Annotated in this window: 14 protein-coding genes; 4 read left to right on the top strand and 10 right to left on the bottom strand. The window is 39.8% G+C overall.

The annotated features are described in order from the left end of the window. Positions 1-76 precede the first annotated feature (76 nt). Positions 77-1,546 (top strand): glycoside hydrolase family 130 protein, encoded by a 1,470-nt coding sequence (locus ACPPVU_RS20005; RefSeq protein ID WP_426668476.1) that lies wholly within the window; start codon positions 77-79, stop codon positions 1,544-1,546. Here ACPPVU_RS20005 and ACPPVU_RS20000 read toward each other — a convergent pair. Next, entirely contained in the window at positions 1,543-2,547 is a 1,005-nt protein-coding gene (locus ACPPVU_RS20000) for a glycosyltransferase family 4 protein (protein ID WP_426668475.1), read from the bottom strand. The genes ACPPVU_RS20005 and ACPPVU_RS20000 overlap by 4 nt on opposite strands. After that, the gene (locus tag ACPPVU_RS19995; protein ID WP_426668474.1) at positions 2,548-4,824 is read right to left on the bottom strand and encodes a glycosyltransferase; all 2,277 of its coding nucleotides are present in this window, start codon (positions 4,822-4,824) and stop codon (positions 2,548-2,550) included. Between the two features lie 444 nt (positions 4,825-5,268). On the opposite strand from ACPPVU_RS19995, the gene ACPPVU_RS19990 reads away from it, so the two are divergent. After that, on the top strand, positions 5,269-7,008 hold the full coding sequence (locus ACPPVU_RS19990; RefSeq protein WP_426668473.1) for a GMC family oxidoreductase: 1,740 nt from the start codon (positions 5,269-5,271) through the stop codon (positions 7,006-7,008). A gap of 9 nt (positions 7,009-7,017) precedes the next feature. Then, a complete protein-coding gene (locus ACPPVU_RS19985) occupies positions 7,018-7,695 on the top strand; it encodes a gluconate 2-dehydrogenase subunit 3 family protein (protein ID WP_426668471.1) in 678 nt (225 codons plus the stop codon). 162 nt (positions 7,696-7,857) lie between these two features. On the opposite strand, the gene ACPPVU_RS19980 is transcribed toward ACPPVU_RS19985, so the two are convergent. From ACPPVU_RS19980 to ACPPVU_RS19945, 8 genes are all read right to left on the bottom strand, one after another. Further along, the gene (locus ACPPVU_RS19980) at positions 7,858-9,063 is read right to left on the bottom strand and encodes an aspartate aminotransferase family protein (protein ID WP_426668470.1); all 1,206 of its coding nucleotides are present in this window, start codon (positions 9,061-9,063) and stop codon (positions 7,858-7,860) included. A gap of 66 nt (positions 9,064-9,129) precedes the next feature. Continuing rightward, complete coding sequence (locus ACPPVU_RS19975; RefSeq protein ID WP_426668468.1) at positions 9,130-9,627, bottom strand: hypothetical protein; 498 nt, start codon at positions 9,625-9,627, stop codon at positions 9,130-9,132. A 1-nt stretch (position 9,628) separates the two neighbouring features. Continuing rightward, positions 9,629-10,483, bottom strand: a complete 855-nt coding sequence (locus tag ACPPVU_RS19970) for a hypothetical protein (protein ID WP_426668467.1) — start codon at positions 10,481-10,483, stop codon at positions 9,629-9,631. 51 nt (positions 10,484-10,534) lie between these two features. Next, positions 10,535-11,089: an RNA polymerase sigma factor gene (locus ACPPVU_RS19965; RefSeq protein ID WP_426668465.1), complete on the bottom strand. Its 555-nt coding sequence runs from the start codon at positions 11,087-11,089 to the stop codon at positions 10,535-10,537. 53 nt (positions 11,090-11,142) lie between these two features. Beyond that, positions 11,143-11,604 (bottom strand): thioredoxin-dependent thiol peroxidase, encoded by a 462-nt coding sequence (gene bcp, locus ACPPVU_RS19960; protein ID WP_426668463.1) that lies wholly within the window; start codon positions 11,602-11,604, stop codon positions 11,143-11,145. A 1-nt stretch (position 11,605) separates the two neighbouring features. Next, positions 11,606-13,324: a M23 family metallopeptidase gene (locus ACPPVU_RS19955; protein WP_426668461.1), complete on the bottom strand. Its 1,719-nt coding sequence runs from the start codon at positions 13,322-13,324 to the stop codon at positions 11,606-11,608. Between the two features lie 2 nt (positions 13,325-13,326). After that, the gene (locus ACPPVU_RS19950) at positions 13,327-13,938 is read right to left on the bottom strand and encodes a fumarylacetoacetate hydrolase family protein (RefSeq protein ID WP_426668460.1); all 612 of its coding nucleotides are present in this window, start codon (positions 13,936-13,938) and stop codon (positions 13,327-13,329) included. A gap of 93 nt (positions 13,939-14,031) precedes the next feature. Continuing rightward, a complete protein-coding gene (locus ACPPVU_RS19945; RefSeq protein ID WP_426668459.1) occupies positions 14,032-14,484 on the bottom strand; it encodes a T9SS type A sorting domain-containing protein in 453 nt (150 codons plus the stop codon). Positions 14,485-14,740: 256 nt separating this feature from the next. Here ACPPVU_RS19945 and ACPPVU_RS19940 point away from each other — a divergent pair, with 256 nt between their 5' ends. Beyond that, positions 14,741-16,681 (top strand): KUP/HAK/KT family potassium transporter, encoded by a 1,941-nt coding sequence (locus ACPPVU_RS19940; protein ID WP_426668457.1) that lies wholly within the window; start codon positions 14,741-14,743, stop codon positions 16,679-16,681. Positions 16,682-16,720: the final 39 nt, after the last annotated feature.

Raw genomic sequence — 16,720 nt, 5'->3', positions numbered from 1 at the left:
GTAAAGTTTAAGCTTTGTGAAATTATATCAATCAATTTTAGTGCGATGCTGTTAATGAATAAACCATATTGTTTGTATGAGAATTTCCGTTGAACGAAAACCTGTAAGAGTTAATCCCGATCCTAAACGTGTTATAGCCAGATTCTTTTTTAATGGGAATGATAGAGCAAAAGAAGTGATACAGCGAGTGATGAGTATAGATGAGGAAATTACTTTCGGCATTGTTTCACCTATATTGCAGGAATATTCCAAGCGTCACCGTAATATTACCCGTATCTTAAGCCGTCATTGCAGCAAACTAAAGCCTTTATTTGCCGAGTTGAACATAGATTATGATACACTTACTGTTTATCGTAAATTGTTGATTGGCTCTTATTTTACACATGAATATTCAATAGAATCAGCAGCGTTTTTTAATCCGTCCATTGTAGAAGATCCGGATCAGAGCGAACTACAAGATGGTGAGAGGCGTGTGATCATTAGCTTCAGGGCAGTAGGCGAGGGGCATATTTCATCTATTACTTTCAGACGGGCTCTTATTGATAAGTTTAATAACATACAGGTTATTCCATCTGGCAATTATATTGATGAGGCCGAAATTGTTCGAAATGCTGTTTATAATAAAAAGCTGTTTTTCGAGAAGGCAGTAACTACCCAGATCAATATTGACGTTCTGAAAGAAGTGGAATCGCAGCTCGACGTTCACTTTGAATATTCAAACCTCCGCCGCATTATACAAGATTCGCAGCAATTACAGGAGAATGATATGCTGCGGTTGGAGTACGATAAAATTTTATGGCTGGCTGATTCATACTACGAGATCGTGTTTTCAATGGACACGGATATATCAGACAGGGTAATATTCCCAATATCTGAGTATGAGCGAAAGGGAATTGAAGACGCACGCTTTGTTAAGTTTTTTAATGCAGACGGCACATCTACTTATTACGCTACCTACACAGCGTATGATGGTTCGCTGATTATGCCCAAACTATTACAGACGAACGATTTTTATAATTTCAGGATAATGCCCTTATATGGCGCAGGTGCACAGAACAAGAACCTTGCATTGTTTCCACGGAAAATAAATGACAAATACGTCATGATATCGCGTATTGATGGCTGTAATAATTACATTATGTACTCTGATAAGATCAATATCTGGGAAGAACCCGTCTTACTGCAGCAACCCAAGTTTTCATGGGAATTTATACAGATAGGCAATTGTGGATCGCCCATTGAAACCGATCATGGCTGGTTAATGATCACGCACGGTGTAGGGCCTATGCGGAAGTATGCTTTGGGTGCAAGTTTGCTGAAGCTGGACGATCCTACAATTGAAATTGGAAGGTTAAAAGAACCACTCCTGATACCTAACAGTGAAGAGCGTGAAGGATATGTACCAAACGTTTTATACTCGTGTGGCGCCATAATACATAATAATAAACTCATCATTCCTTATGGTGTTTCTGATTCATCCACAGCCTTTGCCGAGGCAGATATGGATGAGCTGATCGATAAATTAAGGGATGATTGGGCAAGTTAAGCGAGGATCTGACAGTATAGTTTGAGATAATCTTCGGTCATTTTTTTGGCTGAGAATTTTGAGTTTGCCCATTCGTAACAATCTGGTCTGTTGATTTGGTTTATATTATCAACTGCCTCAATTGCCTCATTAATATTATTTACCAAAAAACCTGTCTTATTATGCACGATTAATTCAGGCATCGCACCTTTGTTAAAAGCTATGACAGGTGTGCCGCATAGCATAGCTTCAGCCACGCTTAAACCAAATGGTTCATTAAAATTAATGGGGTGCAATAAGGCCTTTGCTTTTCCTAAAAGATCCCTTCTTTTTTCAGGACCTGCATGGCCAACATACGCAATTTGATCACCCAATCGGGGTCCTATTTTTTCCCTATAGTAATTTTCATCCTGTATAATACCGGCAATGATCAATTTATGCCCGCTTCTTTTTGCTATATCAATTGCCTCGGCAGTGCCTTTGTCGTGGTGTATACGTCCAAAATATAGCAAGTAATCTTCTGATTGCGGAACAAACTCAAAATCAGTGGTATCTATACCATTATAAACAGTTGCGAGGTAATTTAATTCAGAACTACGATCAGTATTGCTAATAGATACATAATGATTTGTAGCATTATACTTCTTATATACTGCGACGATTTTAGGCGACGAAAAGCCGTGGATAGTAGTGATCATTGGCGTTTTGATCAGTCTGGAATAAGTGAGCGGCAGAAAATCGAAATTATTATGGATGATATCAAAATCTGAAGCCTTTTCCATCAGGTTACTGATATGCAGGCATTCCAATACCTTGGCATCCTGGTCTCTGTCCTCTTCATAGCCTTTTTCGCAAATGGCATCCAATTTACCGGTAGTAATAGAATCACCAGTGGCAAAAAGTGTGACATCGATCCCCTTTTTTATCAGTCCTTCCGCAATATTTGACGAGATCTGTTCCCACGGGCCGTAATGCCTGGGCGGAGTACGCCAGGCAACAGGAGCTAATATGGCTACTTTCATTTAGCAGGCCTCGAGTCGCTGATCAAGCTTATCGTATTCATATTCCAGTTCAAATGCGTTCAATGTGGTAAGATGCGATATCAGGTAAGCCAGCGTACTCTCTGCTCCCTGGTTACGGTTAATGCCTGTTGGTAGTAAGCCGTCGCAGCAACCTTTGGTTTCATGATCGTACAAAGGAGCACGCAACGTATTTTCTCCAAGGAACCATTTATAGGATAAAAACATTTTCTCGATATACTCGGGTTTTTTAAATATCTGGTAAGCCTGGAAATGCATCATCACCATAGCCATTGTCTCAATGGCCTGCTGATCAAAAGTAGGGAATGTACCGCCTCTGTAATACCAGCCATCATTCCCAACCGGGCTTAAATATCCGTTTGAAAGAGTCAGGTTGTCCAGGAAGGCCATTGTTTTAAGTGCGATCTGCCTGGCTTTCTCATTCCCGGTAATTTCGCATGAGTACAGTAGTGCGAGCGGCAATATGGCGTTATCATAGGTCATTTTATCCTCAAACCATTGCCAATCTGCAGATTGGGTTTGTTCGTAAGCATCAATCAAAGGTTGAGTAAGCCTTACCAGTTCATTTACCAATCCCTCGTCAGTCGGAAATGCTTTTAAGTACAAGCTAAGTCCTATGATGGTATTGGCCATTCCTCTTAAATGTTGCAAAGACTTAAAATGCGGTATCGATTTCTGAAACAATTCTATAGCAAATTCACGATAAGAGTTGCTGGCAGCACATCCTATTAAGTAACCTAACGACCATATCGTACGCCCGAATGAATCTTCAGAACCAATTTCATCCAGATATTGGCGATTAAAACTCAGGAAATTTCTAAAATTGCCATCATCGGTCTGCATATAGTGGATGTAACTCAAATAAACAGGTAAAAGTTCAAAAGCCTCCTTGCTTTTATTCCGTTGATAAGCCATCAGGGCCATAATGAGCGCCCTTGCATTATCGTCCAAACAATAACCTTCTTTTAAATTGGGTATGCCATATTTTGCGTGTTGTACAATACCTGTATCATCCGTTAAGCGCAGTACATGGGTGAGACTGAATTTCGGCATGACCTCAGGATCAACAATACTATTTTTAAATATTTTATCGCTGAAATCATGAGTAAGACATGCTGTTTGCGCCACTTTAATGAACTCAGCGCCGGTATTTGGCCAACGTAGGTGCAACCCATATTCGTAAGCATTTTCTTTTAATTCTTTCAGTGCTGCGTCATGCTCAAGTAATTCATTTACTATACAAGCCAATGCATCAGAATCTTTAAAGTCAAATAGCCGGCCGCGGTTGTTAGCAAGCAATTCAGTAGCATGCCAATATGGTGTTGAAACTACAGCAGCGCCTGCACCAACTGCATATGATAATGTCCCGCTGGTGATTTGCGCCTCGTTATGGTAAGGCGTTACATAAATTTCTGCCGCAGTTAAATAGTCGATCAATTCCTCTTCCGATACAAATTTATTGATAAACGCCAGATGATTGGATACATTGAGTTTGGCGGCCAGCGTTTTTAAATGATCACGGTATTCTTCTCCCGAACTCTTAATTACACCCGGATGTGTGTTGCCCAAAATTACATACATTACATCAGGATGTTTTTCAACTATAGCAGGCAAAGCCTTTATTACAGTCTCTAGTCCCTTATTACGGCTTATCAAACCAAAGGTCAATAAAACACGACGGTTTTTAAAGACGTTAAGCTGCTTAACAGGATTATTTTCCGGTGCTTCCAGATCGGGCACACCATGTTCAATGATCTGTAATTTTTCGGCAGGAATATCATATATAGTAGTCAGGAATTCAACAGCGCGTTGGCTCATCACAACGATCTTTGATGATTGCTCAGCAATTTCACGAATAATGATTCGCTGTACATAACTTGGTTCCTTTAGTATGGTGTGTAATATGGATATCAAAGGTTTTTCAAGCCTATGTATAAGCGGGAGGATATATATGCCGCTTTCACCGCCATAAATACCAAATTCATGCTCCATTATACATGCATCAGCCGCACTTGTATTAATGTAATTTGCCGCTTTTATATAATCCTCTTGTTGGTTCTGACGGATCACATATTTTACCTCCTCCGGATATTCGCATTCCTGCAGGCTTTCAGAATCGTTAAGTGCCACTACAAAGCCCCCATCCGACAACTTCTTGCGTTGAGAATAATTAGCATTTATAGCACGCATTAAATTTTGGTTAAAGGTTGCAATGCCGCATTCACGTGGAGGGTAGGTAGATATATAGGCAATTTTCATAGATAATATCCTGTTTTTGTAGGTGTTACTAAAAGAACACGTAAGTGTATATTATTGTTTAAGTAATGGCTTAAAAAAAGTGCATCAGTGCATATAAAATCGCAGTTTCAATACATTTTTAGCAATAAACCATTACAGTATAGTATATTTTGCATAAACCATGCCAGTTAATTATAAGTATAATTTATAAACTAATAGGAATGTTTTCAGCCAATCCTGACTGAAACCTGCTTCTTTATAATGTCAAGTGGATCGTGCTGTTTATGCGGAAACAGCTATAGTGAAAGTAAATACATCCGGGATGTTTACGAATGTACCAAATTAAACCGGATAAGTAACAAACTAAATACAATTGATGCCATTGCATGATTTTAAAAAATGAAATCAAAATGTAGATTTGTGATGACTACTTTTTATTACCTCTTTTATTTTAAATAACATCTAATGGACGACATCCAGATCAAAAAGCAATCAAAAAAATATGATGCGATTATTGTTGGTTCGGGAGCAGGTGGCGGCATGGCTGCATATGTACTGGCCAATGCAGGCTTAAAAGTTTGTTTACTCGAAGCCGGACCGAATTATGATCCCCGTGAAAATTCTTCTCAATTAAAAAATCCATGGGATTCTCCACGCAGGGGTGCAAGTACTAAGTTCAGGCCCTTTGGCGATTTTGACGGATGCTATTGGGGATGGGAAATAGATGGCGAACCATATACACAAAAAGATGGCAGTAACTGGGAATGGTGGCGTGCGCGTATGGTGGGTGGACGTACCAATCACTGGGGAAGGATATCACTGCGCTTCGGACCAAAAGACTTCAAAAGACGAAGTATTGATGGGTTAGGGGACGACTGGCCGATCGGTTATGAAGATGTAAAACCTTATTATGATAAAATAGATAGATTAATTGGCGTTTTTGGCACTAATGAAGGATTATACAATGACCCGGACGGTATATTTTTGCCACCACCGAAACCAAGACTTCATGAGCTGTTCATTAAAAAAGCAGCAAGCCATGTTAATGTTCCTGTTATTCCATCGCGCTTATCTATCCTGACCAAAAAGATAAATAAAGACCGCGAGGCTTGCTTTTTTTGCGCCCAATGTGGTCGTAGCTGTAAGGTTTACGGTGATTTCTCATCATCATCAGTATTAGTAAAACCTGCTGTTGCGACCGGAAATGTTGATTTGATCGTAAATGCCATGGCGCGTGAGGTGCTGACTGACAGGGAAGGGCTTGCCACTGGTGTTGCTTATGTCAATAAAGAAGATATGCAGGAATACCAGGTTTTCGGGCGCACGGTGATATTGGCGGCCAGTGCCTGCGAAAGTGCCAGGTTAATGCTTAATTCAAAATCGACCAGGTATCCTAATGGTATCGGTAATTCGAGCGGAGCAGTAGGCAAATATCTGCATGATTCAACCGGTGCTGATATGGGGGGTATTATACCTGAATTGTTCGACCGTAAACGTTATAATGAAGACGGCGTAGGTGGTATGCACGTTTATACCCCATGGTGGTTGGATAACAAAAAACTGGATTTCCCACGCGGTTATCATATCGAATACGGTGGTGGTTTCGGAATGCCATTATACGGTTTTAACTGGGGTATTGAGAATCTTAACGGAGCTTATAAAATTAAGGGCAAACAAAAGGAAGCTGGAGGTTACGGAGCATCATTGAAAGAAGATTACCGTTATTTCTTTGGAGCACACGTTGGGATGGCAGGCAGGGGAGAAGGCATTGCAAGAGAAGATAGCTATTGCGAAATAGACCCTAATGTTGTGGACAAATATGGTATCCCGGTGTTGCGCTTTAATACTAAATGGAGCGACTATGAGATCAACCAGGCTAAGCATATGAAGGAGACTTTTAAAGAGATATTGCATAGCATGGGTGCAGTGGTTACATGGGGAGGTGATGATGGTCCGCATAATAACTATGGATTGCATAACCCGGGCAACATTATTCATGAGGCCGGAACGGTGCGTATGGGTAACGATCCTAAAAAATCACCATTAAACAAATACAGCCAGGCACATGATGTGAAGAACCTGTTTTGCGTGGATGGCGGACAGTTTGTATCGCAGGCGGATAAAAACATAACCTGGACAATACTGGCGCTTTCTATGCGTGCATCTGAGTATATAATTGATCAATTAAAGAAACAAAATATTTAATCCTTTATCATGGATAGAAGAGATTCCCTTAAAGCCCTGATCGTTGGTGGTATATCAACCTCGGTATTGCTGGATGCTTGTAAACAACCTGCTAAGGAAGAAACTGCAAATAAAGAAGGCGCCGGTAAAATTCCTGACCAACCAGACAGGATGGCTGAAGAAAAGCTGGCTGATAAGAAGATTGCAGATGAGCCTAAGTTTTTCACTGCGAGTGAAATGACTACTATTACCACATTAGGCGATATTATTATCCCGAAGGATGAAGTAAGCGGTAATGCATCTGATGCAAAAGTGCCGGATTTTATAGAGTTTATTGTAAAGGACATGCCCGAGCACCAGGTACCTATGCGTGGCGGCCTGCGCTGGCTGAATATGCAATGTCTGAAACGTTTTGATAAAGCATTTAATGATTGCAACCATACCCAGCAAATGGAAATGGTTGACGAAATAGCATGGCCTAAAAAAGCAAAGCCCGAAATGCACCAGGGTGTTGCCTTTTTTAACCTGATGCGCAACCTTACCGCAACCGGATTTTATACTTCCGAAATAGGCGGAAAAGATGTGGGCTACATGGGTAATGTGCCTAATCAATGGAATGGCGTACCTGATGATGTATTAAAACAATACAACATGGCTTATACTGAAAAGGAACTAAAAGAATGTATAAGTTTTGATAAGAAGGCATAACGTATTACATCATCTAATCATAACATAGACTTAAAATACGGGATACTACTTTTGCGGACAGTTAGATACTGAAGATTTCAAATCAAAGCTGTTCTTTATTTCAGTATTTAAGATCAGTTAAGAGTTAATTAATAAGGAGGGGCTTTAACCCTCTTTATTTGTTTATATACCTCCCATTTCAGAAGTACAGTAATTAATACTTTCGATAATTACCTCACAAGCTTTCCTGATCTCATCATGACTAATGATGAGCGGAGGTACAATCCGCATGGAGTTGCTGCAATGCAAAAACCAGTCGACCACTACACCATTTTCAATGCATCGGTCAATGATCTTTTTATTTAGTTCAAAGTTTTCGAGTTCGATAGCAAGCATCAGGCCTTTACCCCGGACTTCTTTAATTGCAGGGTGTATCAATAATTGAAGAAATAGATCGGCTTTACTATCTATCTGCTCTACCAAGTTTTCATTTAGCAATACTTCAAGTGCGGCTAATCCCGCAGCACAACATACAGGATGCCCGCCAAAGGTTGTGATATGGCCAAGTATAGGATTCTCTTTCAATGCTGACATTACTTCTTTAGAAGAAATAAATGCCCCCACCGGCATACCACCACCTAATGCTTTAGCCAGTAACAATATGTCAGGCACAATATCAAAATGCTCAAAGGCAAATAGTTTGCCTGTACGCCCAAAGGCGGCCTGTATCTCATCAAGTATTAGTAAGGCGCCGGTTTGAGTACAGCGTTTTCTTAAGACCTGCATGTAAGTTTTATCCGGTACGCGGATACCGGCTTCACCTTGCAGCGTCTCGATAATTACACAAGCGGTCTCTTCGGTGATCAGTTCCAGGTCCTCAATATTATTAAAATCAATAAAATTAACGCCTGGTAGGAGCGGACGATAGGCTTGTTTATACTCCTCGTTCCCCATTACACTTAATGCCCCTTGTGTGCTGCCATGGTAGGAATTGTAACAAGATATGATTCCGGTGCGGTTTGTATATCTCTTAGCCAGTTTAAGGGCGCCTTCTACTGCTTCTGCTCCCGAGTTAACAAAATATACCGAATTTAAATCTGCAGGAAGTACAGACACCAGCTTTTCAGCAAAACGTACCTGGGGTGATTGGACATATTCACCATAAACCATCAGGTGCATATATTTGTCCAACTGCTCTTTTATAGCATTGATCACGTAAGGATTACTATGACCGAGGCTGCTTACTCCAATGCCCGATATCAGATCGATATAGGCTTTCCCTGCCGCATCATACATATAAACTCCTTCTGCCCGATCAAATTCCAGCAGGAGAGGGAAATCAGTGGTTTGAGCATTGTTGGTTAAAAAAAGCTGGCGAAGGGTAAGCATGTACAAAAATAACAAAGGCTTGCATACCTGAGTATACAAGCCTTATAAATATCATCGTTGCAAATTTTATGGATTGGGTTTTACAGGCTCGCTACGCTCTGTAAGCTGCTTTATTAGTTCATCAGTAAACTCACGTTCGCTTTTAAATATTTCACTCACTTTTTCGGGAGGTAATATTTTTAAAAACTCATCGGTGTAATATTTACGGGTGTTAACCAATTCACTTTCATAAAACAGCTCTTTCTGTATCTGCTCGGTACCGTTAGCCTGTGATTTTGAATTATTTAAACGTTTTTTAACCCGTATGGCTTTCATCGCATCCTCGTATCGACGGAAAATAGGCCAAAACCTTTGCGATTCATCCGCTGAAAGATTAAGTCTTTTGCTTATATATTGCTCCCTTATTTCTTCTACCTTATTAATACCGCCTTGCTGTCTTATAATCACCCGTTGTTGATAATTCGGTGGACGACGATAGACAGGACGTGGCACCTGTCCGAAGATTTTGGAGCCAAAGCTCAGTAATAGAAATATGATAAAGATATGTTTGGCCAGTTTGTACATGTTATTGACTGGTGTCTAATTCATCTTGCAGATCATTGCTTAAATTACCTGCGTTAACTTGTTTGCTTTCGTCAATTAATGTACGAGTATCTGTGGCATCAACATTTTGTTGAAGATAGTTCTTTATTTCATCAACTGGTATTGTCGACAACGATCTATGTAAAAAAGAACTGTTATGCTCGTCTACCACACTGGTGCTATTCTGGCTTAAAAAGATAGTTGCGCCCACCGCTAAAGTAAGGCAGGCCGCTGTAGCATATTTAAAGGCAGAGGATGTAAACAATTGCCTTATAATGCCTTTTTGTTTTACAACAACTTCTGATTTAATGCTTTCCTGTTGATTAACAGTCTTATCTAATATATTTTCGATAAGCTTATTGAAATAGCCATCTGGAATAGCGAATGCTTCATCAGATTCGCTTAAAGACTCCTCCACCGTTATCCTGCTTTGTATTTGCTGGCTCAGCTCCTCAAAATAACCTTGTGGTACAGCAAATCCTGTGGATTCTTTATCAAGAGCCTCTTCAATATTTATGCGGGCGTTAATATTATCACTCAATTCCTCAAAATAACCTTGCGGTACAGCAAATCCTGTAGCTTCTTTATCAAGGGTCTCTTCAATACTTATACCGGCATTAATATTAGCACTCAGTTCGTCAAAATAATTTTCGGGCACAGTAAATCCTTGTAAAGGCGCGGCATCGTTCTTTAATTCATCCAATTTAATAAACGACACGATCTGCTGCTCCAGTCCATCAAAATAGCCATCAGGCACCGTAAACGGGTTACTTGAGTTAACCTGTTTAAGTGACAGATAATCATTTAGCCATTCCCTATTTCCTCTTTCGCTGTTCATATCTTTATATAGATGAAACTAATGTCCAAAGGTTTAAAGTAAAATTAAAATTTAATCTCTTGATAATAAAAATGCTTCGATTTTTTTTACTGCAAGGTGGAAGGATGCCTTTAATGCGCCAACACTTGTTCCCAGTACTTCGGACATCTCTTCATACTTCATATCATCATAATACTTCATATTAAACACCAGACGCTGCTTTTCGGGCAATGTTAATATGGCCTGCTGTAATTTAAGCTGTGCCTGGTCGCCATTAAAATAGGTTGAATCAGCCAATGTATCAGCCAACTCATAAGCTACATCATCCAACGGGATATTATTTTTTTGCTTCTTTTTATTCAGGAATGTAATGCACTCATTTGTGGCAATACGGTACATCCAGGTGTATAATTGAGCATCGCTCCGGAAACCCGGAAGGTTTTTCCATATTTTAACAAAAGTATCCTGTATCAGGTCATCTGCATCATCATGGTCAATTACCATACGACGAATATGCCAATAAAGCTTTTGCTGGTATTTTTTTAATAGCAAGTTAAACGCCTCATTCCGGGTCTTTTCATCCTGAAATTTGCGCAATATCTCTGCATCATCAACCTGTACCGACATTTATTACTGTTTATATTTTTACTGTGCCGACGGCGAAAATAGCTATAATTTATTTATTGTAACAAATCGATTACCTGTTGCGATGAGTTTTGTGTATCCACTTTATCGATCACTTTGCTGATCACGCCATTGCCATCTATCAGGAACGTGGTTCGTGCTGTGCCCATATACTTTTTGCCATACATATTCTTTTCAACCCAAACGCCGTACTCTTCAACAATTTTCTTGTCAGCGTCGGCTATCAGCGGGAAAGGCAGGCTGTATTTAGTCTCAAATTTTTTGTGTGATTTTTCGTCATCCGTACTTACACCAATTACTGCAAATCCTTTCCCAAGTAATGATTGATAATTATCACGGAAACTGCATGCTTCGGCAGTACATCCGGGAGTGTCATCTTTTGGATAAAAATAAAGTATTACATTTTTGCCTTTAAAATCGGATAGGGAAACGGTTTTGCCGTTCTGATCTTTTGCGGTAAAGTCAGGGGCCTTTTCGCCCTCTTTTGGTTTTGCCATATTATCTGAAAAAGTAAGCTGTAAATTGCGAAATATTATCTCTATTATCAGTAACCGTTAAGTCAAATATATGTTTACCGGGAGTGATATCCTTATCAAATTTATAGCTTAATACTTTGGTCTTATAATCCCATTCCATCAATACCCATTTGCCGTCTATTTTGCCGGCATAGCTTTTTATGCCTGATAGGTTATCGCCAATTTTAAAGGCTATACGTTGCATAACAGCCATATTGCTTCCGTTCCTGATATTTAATGGATGTATAGCTGGTGGCACTGTGTCTACCCTGATATAATAATCGCCAAATGTACGTACACTGGCCTTGATGAAACCATCGTCATAAGTACCTCCTTCGCAAACGCCATCTGTATTCACAATCACAGCTTTACCGATATATTTGCTTATAGATGCGTCAGGCTTTATCCATAATTCATAAGTATCATTAATAGGCGTAAGGCGATTATGGATACGGTAAACATTCGAGAAGGTGCCCGGCTTTTCTGGCAGCGTTGACCAGGTAAAATTCAGATCATCATACAGGTTGCTAACAGGAACAATCACTTTTAATTTATCATTACTTAACTCATTTTGTTTATCATAGCGAAATAATGTGGTAGTTGCTGGATTGAGTGTTTGGATAACTTTAGGCTGGGTTGATTTTACCTTTAATTTTAATGATGATGTATTGCCTGCTATATCTTTTACCACATACTCAATCTCGTGTACGGCATCGTCATTAAAATTGATCAAACCACGATTAATGGATTGCGGGTAAAGCGATATTTTGCTGCCGGGTAGTATGAAACACTTTTGTATAAAGCGGTGGGAAGTTAAAAATGTGGGGTAATCAATATAAGCATTGATAGAATGTGTTTGATCAAAGGCAAATCGCTCGACTGCAAATGTATAAACCGTTGTCCCGTCCAGTTTCAGTTCGATAGAATAGATACCATTATGATTAAATGAGGCGCTATTCATGTCTGTAGCAGTAATGCCAAATGCTGTTTCACCGATGACATTAATCACCTGTGGTTTTGCCAGGTGGTAATGGCCTGCTGCACCTGCTACCGCCATAAACTGACGTGGTGTTTTTTCGCTGAACGGTGCATCGCCTAAATGATAGATACAAATTGTGCCAAGGGTAGGGGGCACCCTGTCGGGTATAGTTAATCCGAAAAGCTGCGGGTTGATAGTTTGCTCGGTTTGGGTGTCCCTGATCTCGAAATGAAGATGCGGCCCTGCCGATGCGCCTGCATTTCCAGACCATGCGATCACATCATCTTTACAAACCCTTGCCTGTAAGGGTGGCAAATTAAAATCAACTTCAAAACTTTGTTGCTGGTATTGCATGTTGTGTACCAGTTGTTCCAGCTCGGGACTAAAACGTTCAATATGCCCGTAAACGGTAGTATAACCATTAGGGTGGGTGATATAAATAGCATTGCCAAAGCCTCCAAATTGTACTCTTAGCCGCGAAATATAGCCATCGTAGGCCGCATGAACGGGATAACCTGTCCGACTGTTAGTCTTAAAATCAAGCCCCGAATGAAAATGGTTGGGCCTTAACTCGCCGAATGAACCTGCGGTACTTGGTGGAAGATCTAAGGGATATCTGAAAAAGTTTTTTGGGTATTGTTTGGTTTGAACAATGTCTTGCGCATAACAACTAACAAACAAACCAAAAGAGATAATGAGCGTAGCAAATAGTCTTTTTATCATCCTTACTTAACGTAGAAATCAAGCATTTTTACATTTTCGAGGTAGGCTTCCAGATGATCGCCAATGTTTACTTTACCCACACCTTGAGGAGTGCCGGTAAATATAAGGTCGCCTTTTTTGAGTGTGATGTACTTCGATACAAAAGCTATTATATGCTCAAAAGGGAATAAAAGATCTTTGGTGTTGCCTTGTTGTTTTGTTTCCTGATTGATGTCAAGCTTAAAATTCAAGTTATAGATATCACTGAATTTTGATTTCGGTACAAATTCACTAATTGGCGCGGAGCCATCAAATGCTTTGGCCAGTTCCCAGGGTAATCCTTTTTCCTTGTGGCGTTGCTGTATGTCCCGTGCTGTAAAATCAACTCCCAGTCCAATCTCATCAAAATAACTACCCGCGAATTTCTCACTGATATGTTTCCCTTCTTTGCTGATCTTCAAAACGATTTCAATTTCGTGATGTATATCCTCAGAAAAGCTGGGGTGATAAAATGGTTTGTTTTCTTTGAGCAAAGCTGTGTCCGGCTTCATAAATATCACCGGTACGGTAGGCACCGGGTTATTCAGTTCTTTGGCGTGCTCGGCGTAGTTGCGGCCAATGGCAATTATCTTCATAGAATGGTATATAAATGCCCAAAGCTAAAAAAATGAGTTGATTAAGAGAACGGTTGGTTTAGTTGATTAGGATAATTTGACTCATTAAGTCAATTATAACACAGAAATACGCTTTATTACCGATTCGGTACCGGCAACAACCCTAACGAAATAGAAACCGCGGGATAACCTGTTGTTAACCGGATAGGAGAAAGTTTGCTCGCCAGAGCCAATTCTTTGTGAAAGCAGGGTGATGACATCGTTGCCAAGTACATCCATTACTTTTACAGTAACAATTGCATTTCGCGACAGCACATATTTGATATTAATTTGATCAGTAATGGGGTTGGGGTACACCTGTACATCGGTCAACAGCTTATCGTCAGTGCGGATAATGTTAATTTTTGTGGCAGAAGTTGCTGCCGGCTTTAGTGGAGGTAAGGCCAAATGCAGGCTATTTTTAGAGTAGGGTGTTTTTGAATTAATAAGCTTGTTTTTCTGAGCGTGAAGTGCTGTTGTATCCGCGTTTTTTTTTGATCCGCCGGCAAAGGCAAAGTTAATGGACATTGCAAGCGCAATTATTAGTATCCACGAAAATGTATAAGTATAACTTTGCCTCATGCTCAAATATCCTGTACAAAAATATAAATAATGTGCTCATCAATTCAAAGCCCGCCCCTTTTATAAATCATTTTAACAAAATTTAACAAAAAAGGTTTATTAATCACATATTTGCGCACTTTTATAGATAGATGTAATATTGACACTAAGATTATAAAATTAACATAAAATATTAAAAATAAACTATTTTTATAAGTACTAAATGCATAAAGATTTTCAAAAGCTAACACTCGCCGGACTGCTCATCAGTTTGGGTATCATTTACGGTGATATTGGTACATCGCCGTTATATGTATTTAAAGCAATTGTTGGCAAACAGCAAATATCAGAAACCTTAGTACTTGGAGGCATATCCTGCATTTTTTGGACATTGACCTTGCAAACCACTTTGAAATATGTAATAATTACCCTGCAGGCGGATAACAAAGGTGAAGGCGGCATATTCTCTTTATTCTCCCTGGTACGCCGCAAGGCAAAATGGTTAATTGTGCCTGCTGTAATAGGTGGTTGTGCATTATTGGCAGATGGTATCATTACTCCTCCCATTACTATATCGGCTGCGATTGAAGGGCTTGAGGTCAAATTCCCGCATTTGCATACCGTTACTATTGTCATTGCCATTATTGGTGCTTTGTTTATTATACAGCAATTTGGTACATCGCTTGTAGGCAAGGCTTTCGGGCCCATTATGTTTCTTTGGTTCGGTATGATGGGGGTATTAGGGCTTGCTTTTATTATCCAAATGCCATCTATCATTAAAGCACTAAATCCATATTATGCTTATGAACTGTTAAGTAACAGTAATTATGATGCGTTCATTATTTTGGGTGCAGTATTTTTGTGTACAACCGGGGCTGAAGCCCTGTATTCTGATCTGGGCCACTGCGGGCGTAATAATATTCGCATTAGCTGGATATACGTAAAAAGCTGTCTGGTTATCAATTATCTGGGGCAGGGTGTTTGGTTGCTTAGCCATAATGGGCAAATTCTTAATCTGAACTTGCATAATCCTTTTTATGAGATCATGCCAGGTTGGTTCCTGATCTATGGTATTGGTATTGCTACGATTGCGGCTATTATTGCCAGCCAGGCCCTGATTTCCGGATCTTTTACACTAATTGCTGAAGCAGTACGGCTTAACTTATGGCCAAAAGTTCGCATCAATTATCCCACTGAGCAGAAAGGGCAATTATATGTACCAAGCGTTAACTGGCTGCTTTGTGCCGGATGCATAGGCGTGGTATTATTATTTAAACATTCGGATAGGATGGAGGCTGCCTACGGCTTAAGTATTACTGTAGCCATGTTAATGACGACCATATTGGTGTCTAAATTTTTGGCAAAAAAGAAGTTCCCAAACTATGTTATAGTTATATTCCTGGTGGTTTATATATTTATTGAGGGTACATTTTTGTCGGGTAACCTGGTTAAATTTGTTCACGGTGGCTGGTTCACGCTATCGGTGGGTGCGGTTTTGTTTTCAATAATGTGGACGTGGCATATTGCGCGCAAGATCAGGAACCGCTATGTTAAGTTTATCAATATCGAGGATTACTATGGTATTCTTAAAGAATTGAGCGAGGATGAAACCGTACCTAAATATTCTTCTCAACTGGTTTATTTAACGAGTGCTAATTTCGATTCAGAAATAGAATCAAAAATTATCTATTCTATTTTACAGAAGCAGCCAAAACGTGCCGACGTATACTGGCTGGTGCACGTGGACGTGGTGGATGAGCCTTACAGACGTGAATATGAAGTTAATTTCTTAGTGCCCAACAAACTTATCCGGATTGATTTTAAACTGGGTTTCCGGGTTGAGCAACAGATCAATCTGCTATTCAGAAAGGTAGTTGAAGACCTGGTGAAAAAAGGTGAAGTAAATATTACCAGCACCTATAAATCATTGAGCAAACATAAAATTGTTGGTGATTTCAGGTTTGTTGTAATTGAAAAAGTATTATCGCGCTCTCATAAACTTTCTCTTTATGAACGCTTTATTATGGCATTTTATGTATATCTGAAAAAGGTCAGTTTATCCGAAGAGCGTGGTTTCGGCCTCGATCTGAGTTTTGTGACTGTTGAGAAAGTACCGCTGATGCTTACAGATCCTGAAACAGTGGAAATTGGACGGGTAAATTAAGTTTTAGTTAGAAAATCTAAACAAACACATGTGGCATAG

It is taken from the genome of Mucilaginibacter sp. McL0603 (assembly GCF_049992945.1).
GTDB lineage: Bacteria > Bacteroidota > Bacteroidia > Sphingobacteriales > Sphingobacteriaceae > Mucilaginibacter.
Note: the sequence above shows the minus strand (reverse complement) of the source record. Positions and strands in the feature narration are given on the sequence as shown.

Coding starts and splice junctions, on each gene's coding strand:
- ACPPVU_RS19970 (WP_426668467.1), bottom strand. CDS start 10,483: ATGAACAGCGAAAGAGGAAATAGGGAATGGCTAAATGATTATCTGTCA.
- ACPPVU_RS19985 (WP_426668471.1), top strand. CDS start 7,018: ATGGATAGAAGAGATTCCCTTAAAGCCCTGATCGTTGGTGGTATATCA.
- bcp (WP_426668463.1), bottom strand. CDS start 11,604: ATGGCAAAACCAAAAGAGGGCGAAAAGGCCCCTGACTTTACCGCAAAA.
- ACPPVU_RS19995 (WP_426668474.1), bottom strand. CDS start 4,824: ATGAAAATTGCCTATATATCTACCTACCCTCCACGTGAATGCGGCATT.
- ACPPVU_RS19945 (WP_426668459.1), bottom strand. CDS start 14,484: ATGTCCATTAACTTTGCCTTTGCCGGCGGATCAAAAAAAAACGCGGAT.
- ACPPVU_RS20000 (WP_426668475.1), bottom strand. CDS start 2,547: ATGAAAGTAGCCATATTAGCTCCTGTTGCCTGGCGTACTCCGCCCAGG.
- ACPPVU_RS19990 (WP_426668473.1), top strand. CDS start 5,269: ATGGACGACATCCAGATCAAAAAGCAATCAAAAAAATATGATGCGATT.
- ACPPVU_RS19980 (WP_426668470.1), bottom strand. CDS start 9,063: ATGCTTACCCTTCGCCAGCTTTTTTTAACCAACAATGCTCAAACCACT.
- ACPPVU_RS19965 (WP_426668465.1), bottom strand. CDS start 11,089: ATGTCGGTACAGGTTGATGATGCAGAGATATTGCGCAAATTTCAGGAT.
- ACPPVU_RS19940 (WP_426668457.1), top strand. CDS start 14,741: ATGCATAAAGATTTTCAAAAGCTAACACTCGCCGGACTGCTCATCAGT.
- ACPPVU_RS19950 (WP_426668460.1), bottom strand. CDS start 13,938: ATGAAGATAATTGCCATTGGCCGCAACTACGCCGAGCACGCCAAAGAA.
- ACPPVU_RS20005 (WP_426668476.1), top strand. CDS start 77: ATGAGAATTTCCGTTGAACGAAAACCTGTAAGAGTTAATCCCGATCCT.
- ACPPVU_RS19975 (WP_426668468.1), bottom strand. CDS start 9,627: ATGTACAAACTGGCCAAACATATCTTTATCATATTTCTATTACTGAGC.
- ACPPVU_RS19955 (WP_426668461.1), bottom strand. CDS start 13,324: ATGATAAAAAGACTATTTGCTACGCTCATTATCTCTTTTGGTTTGTTT.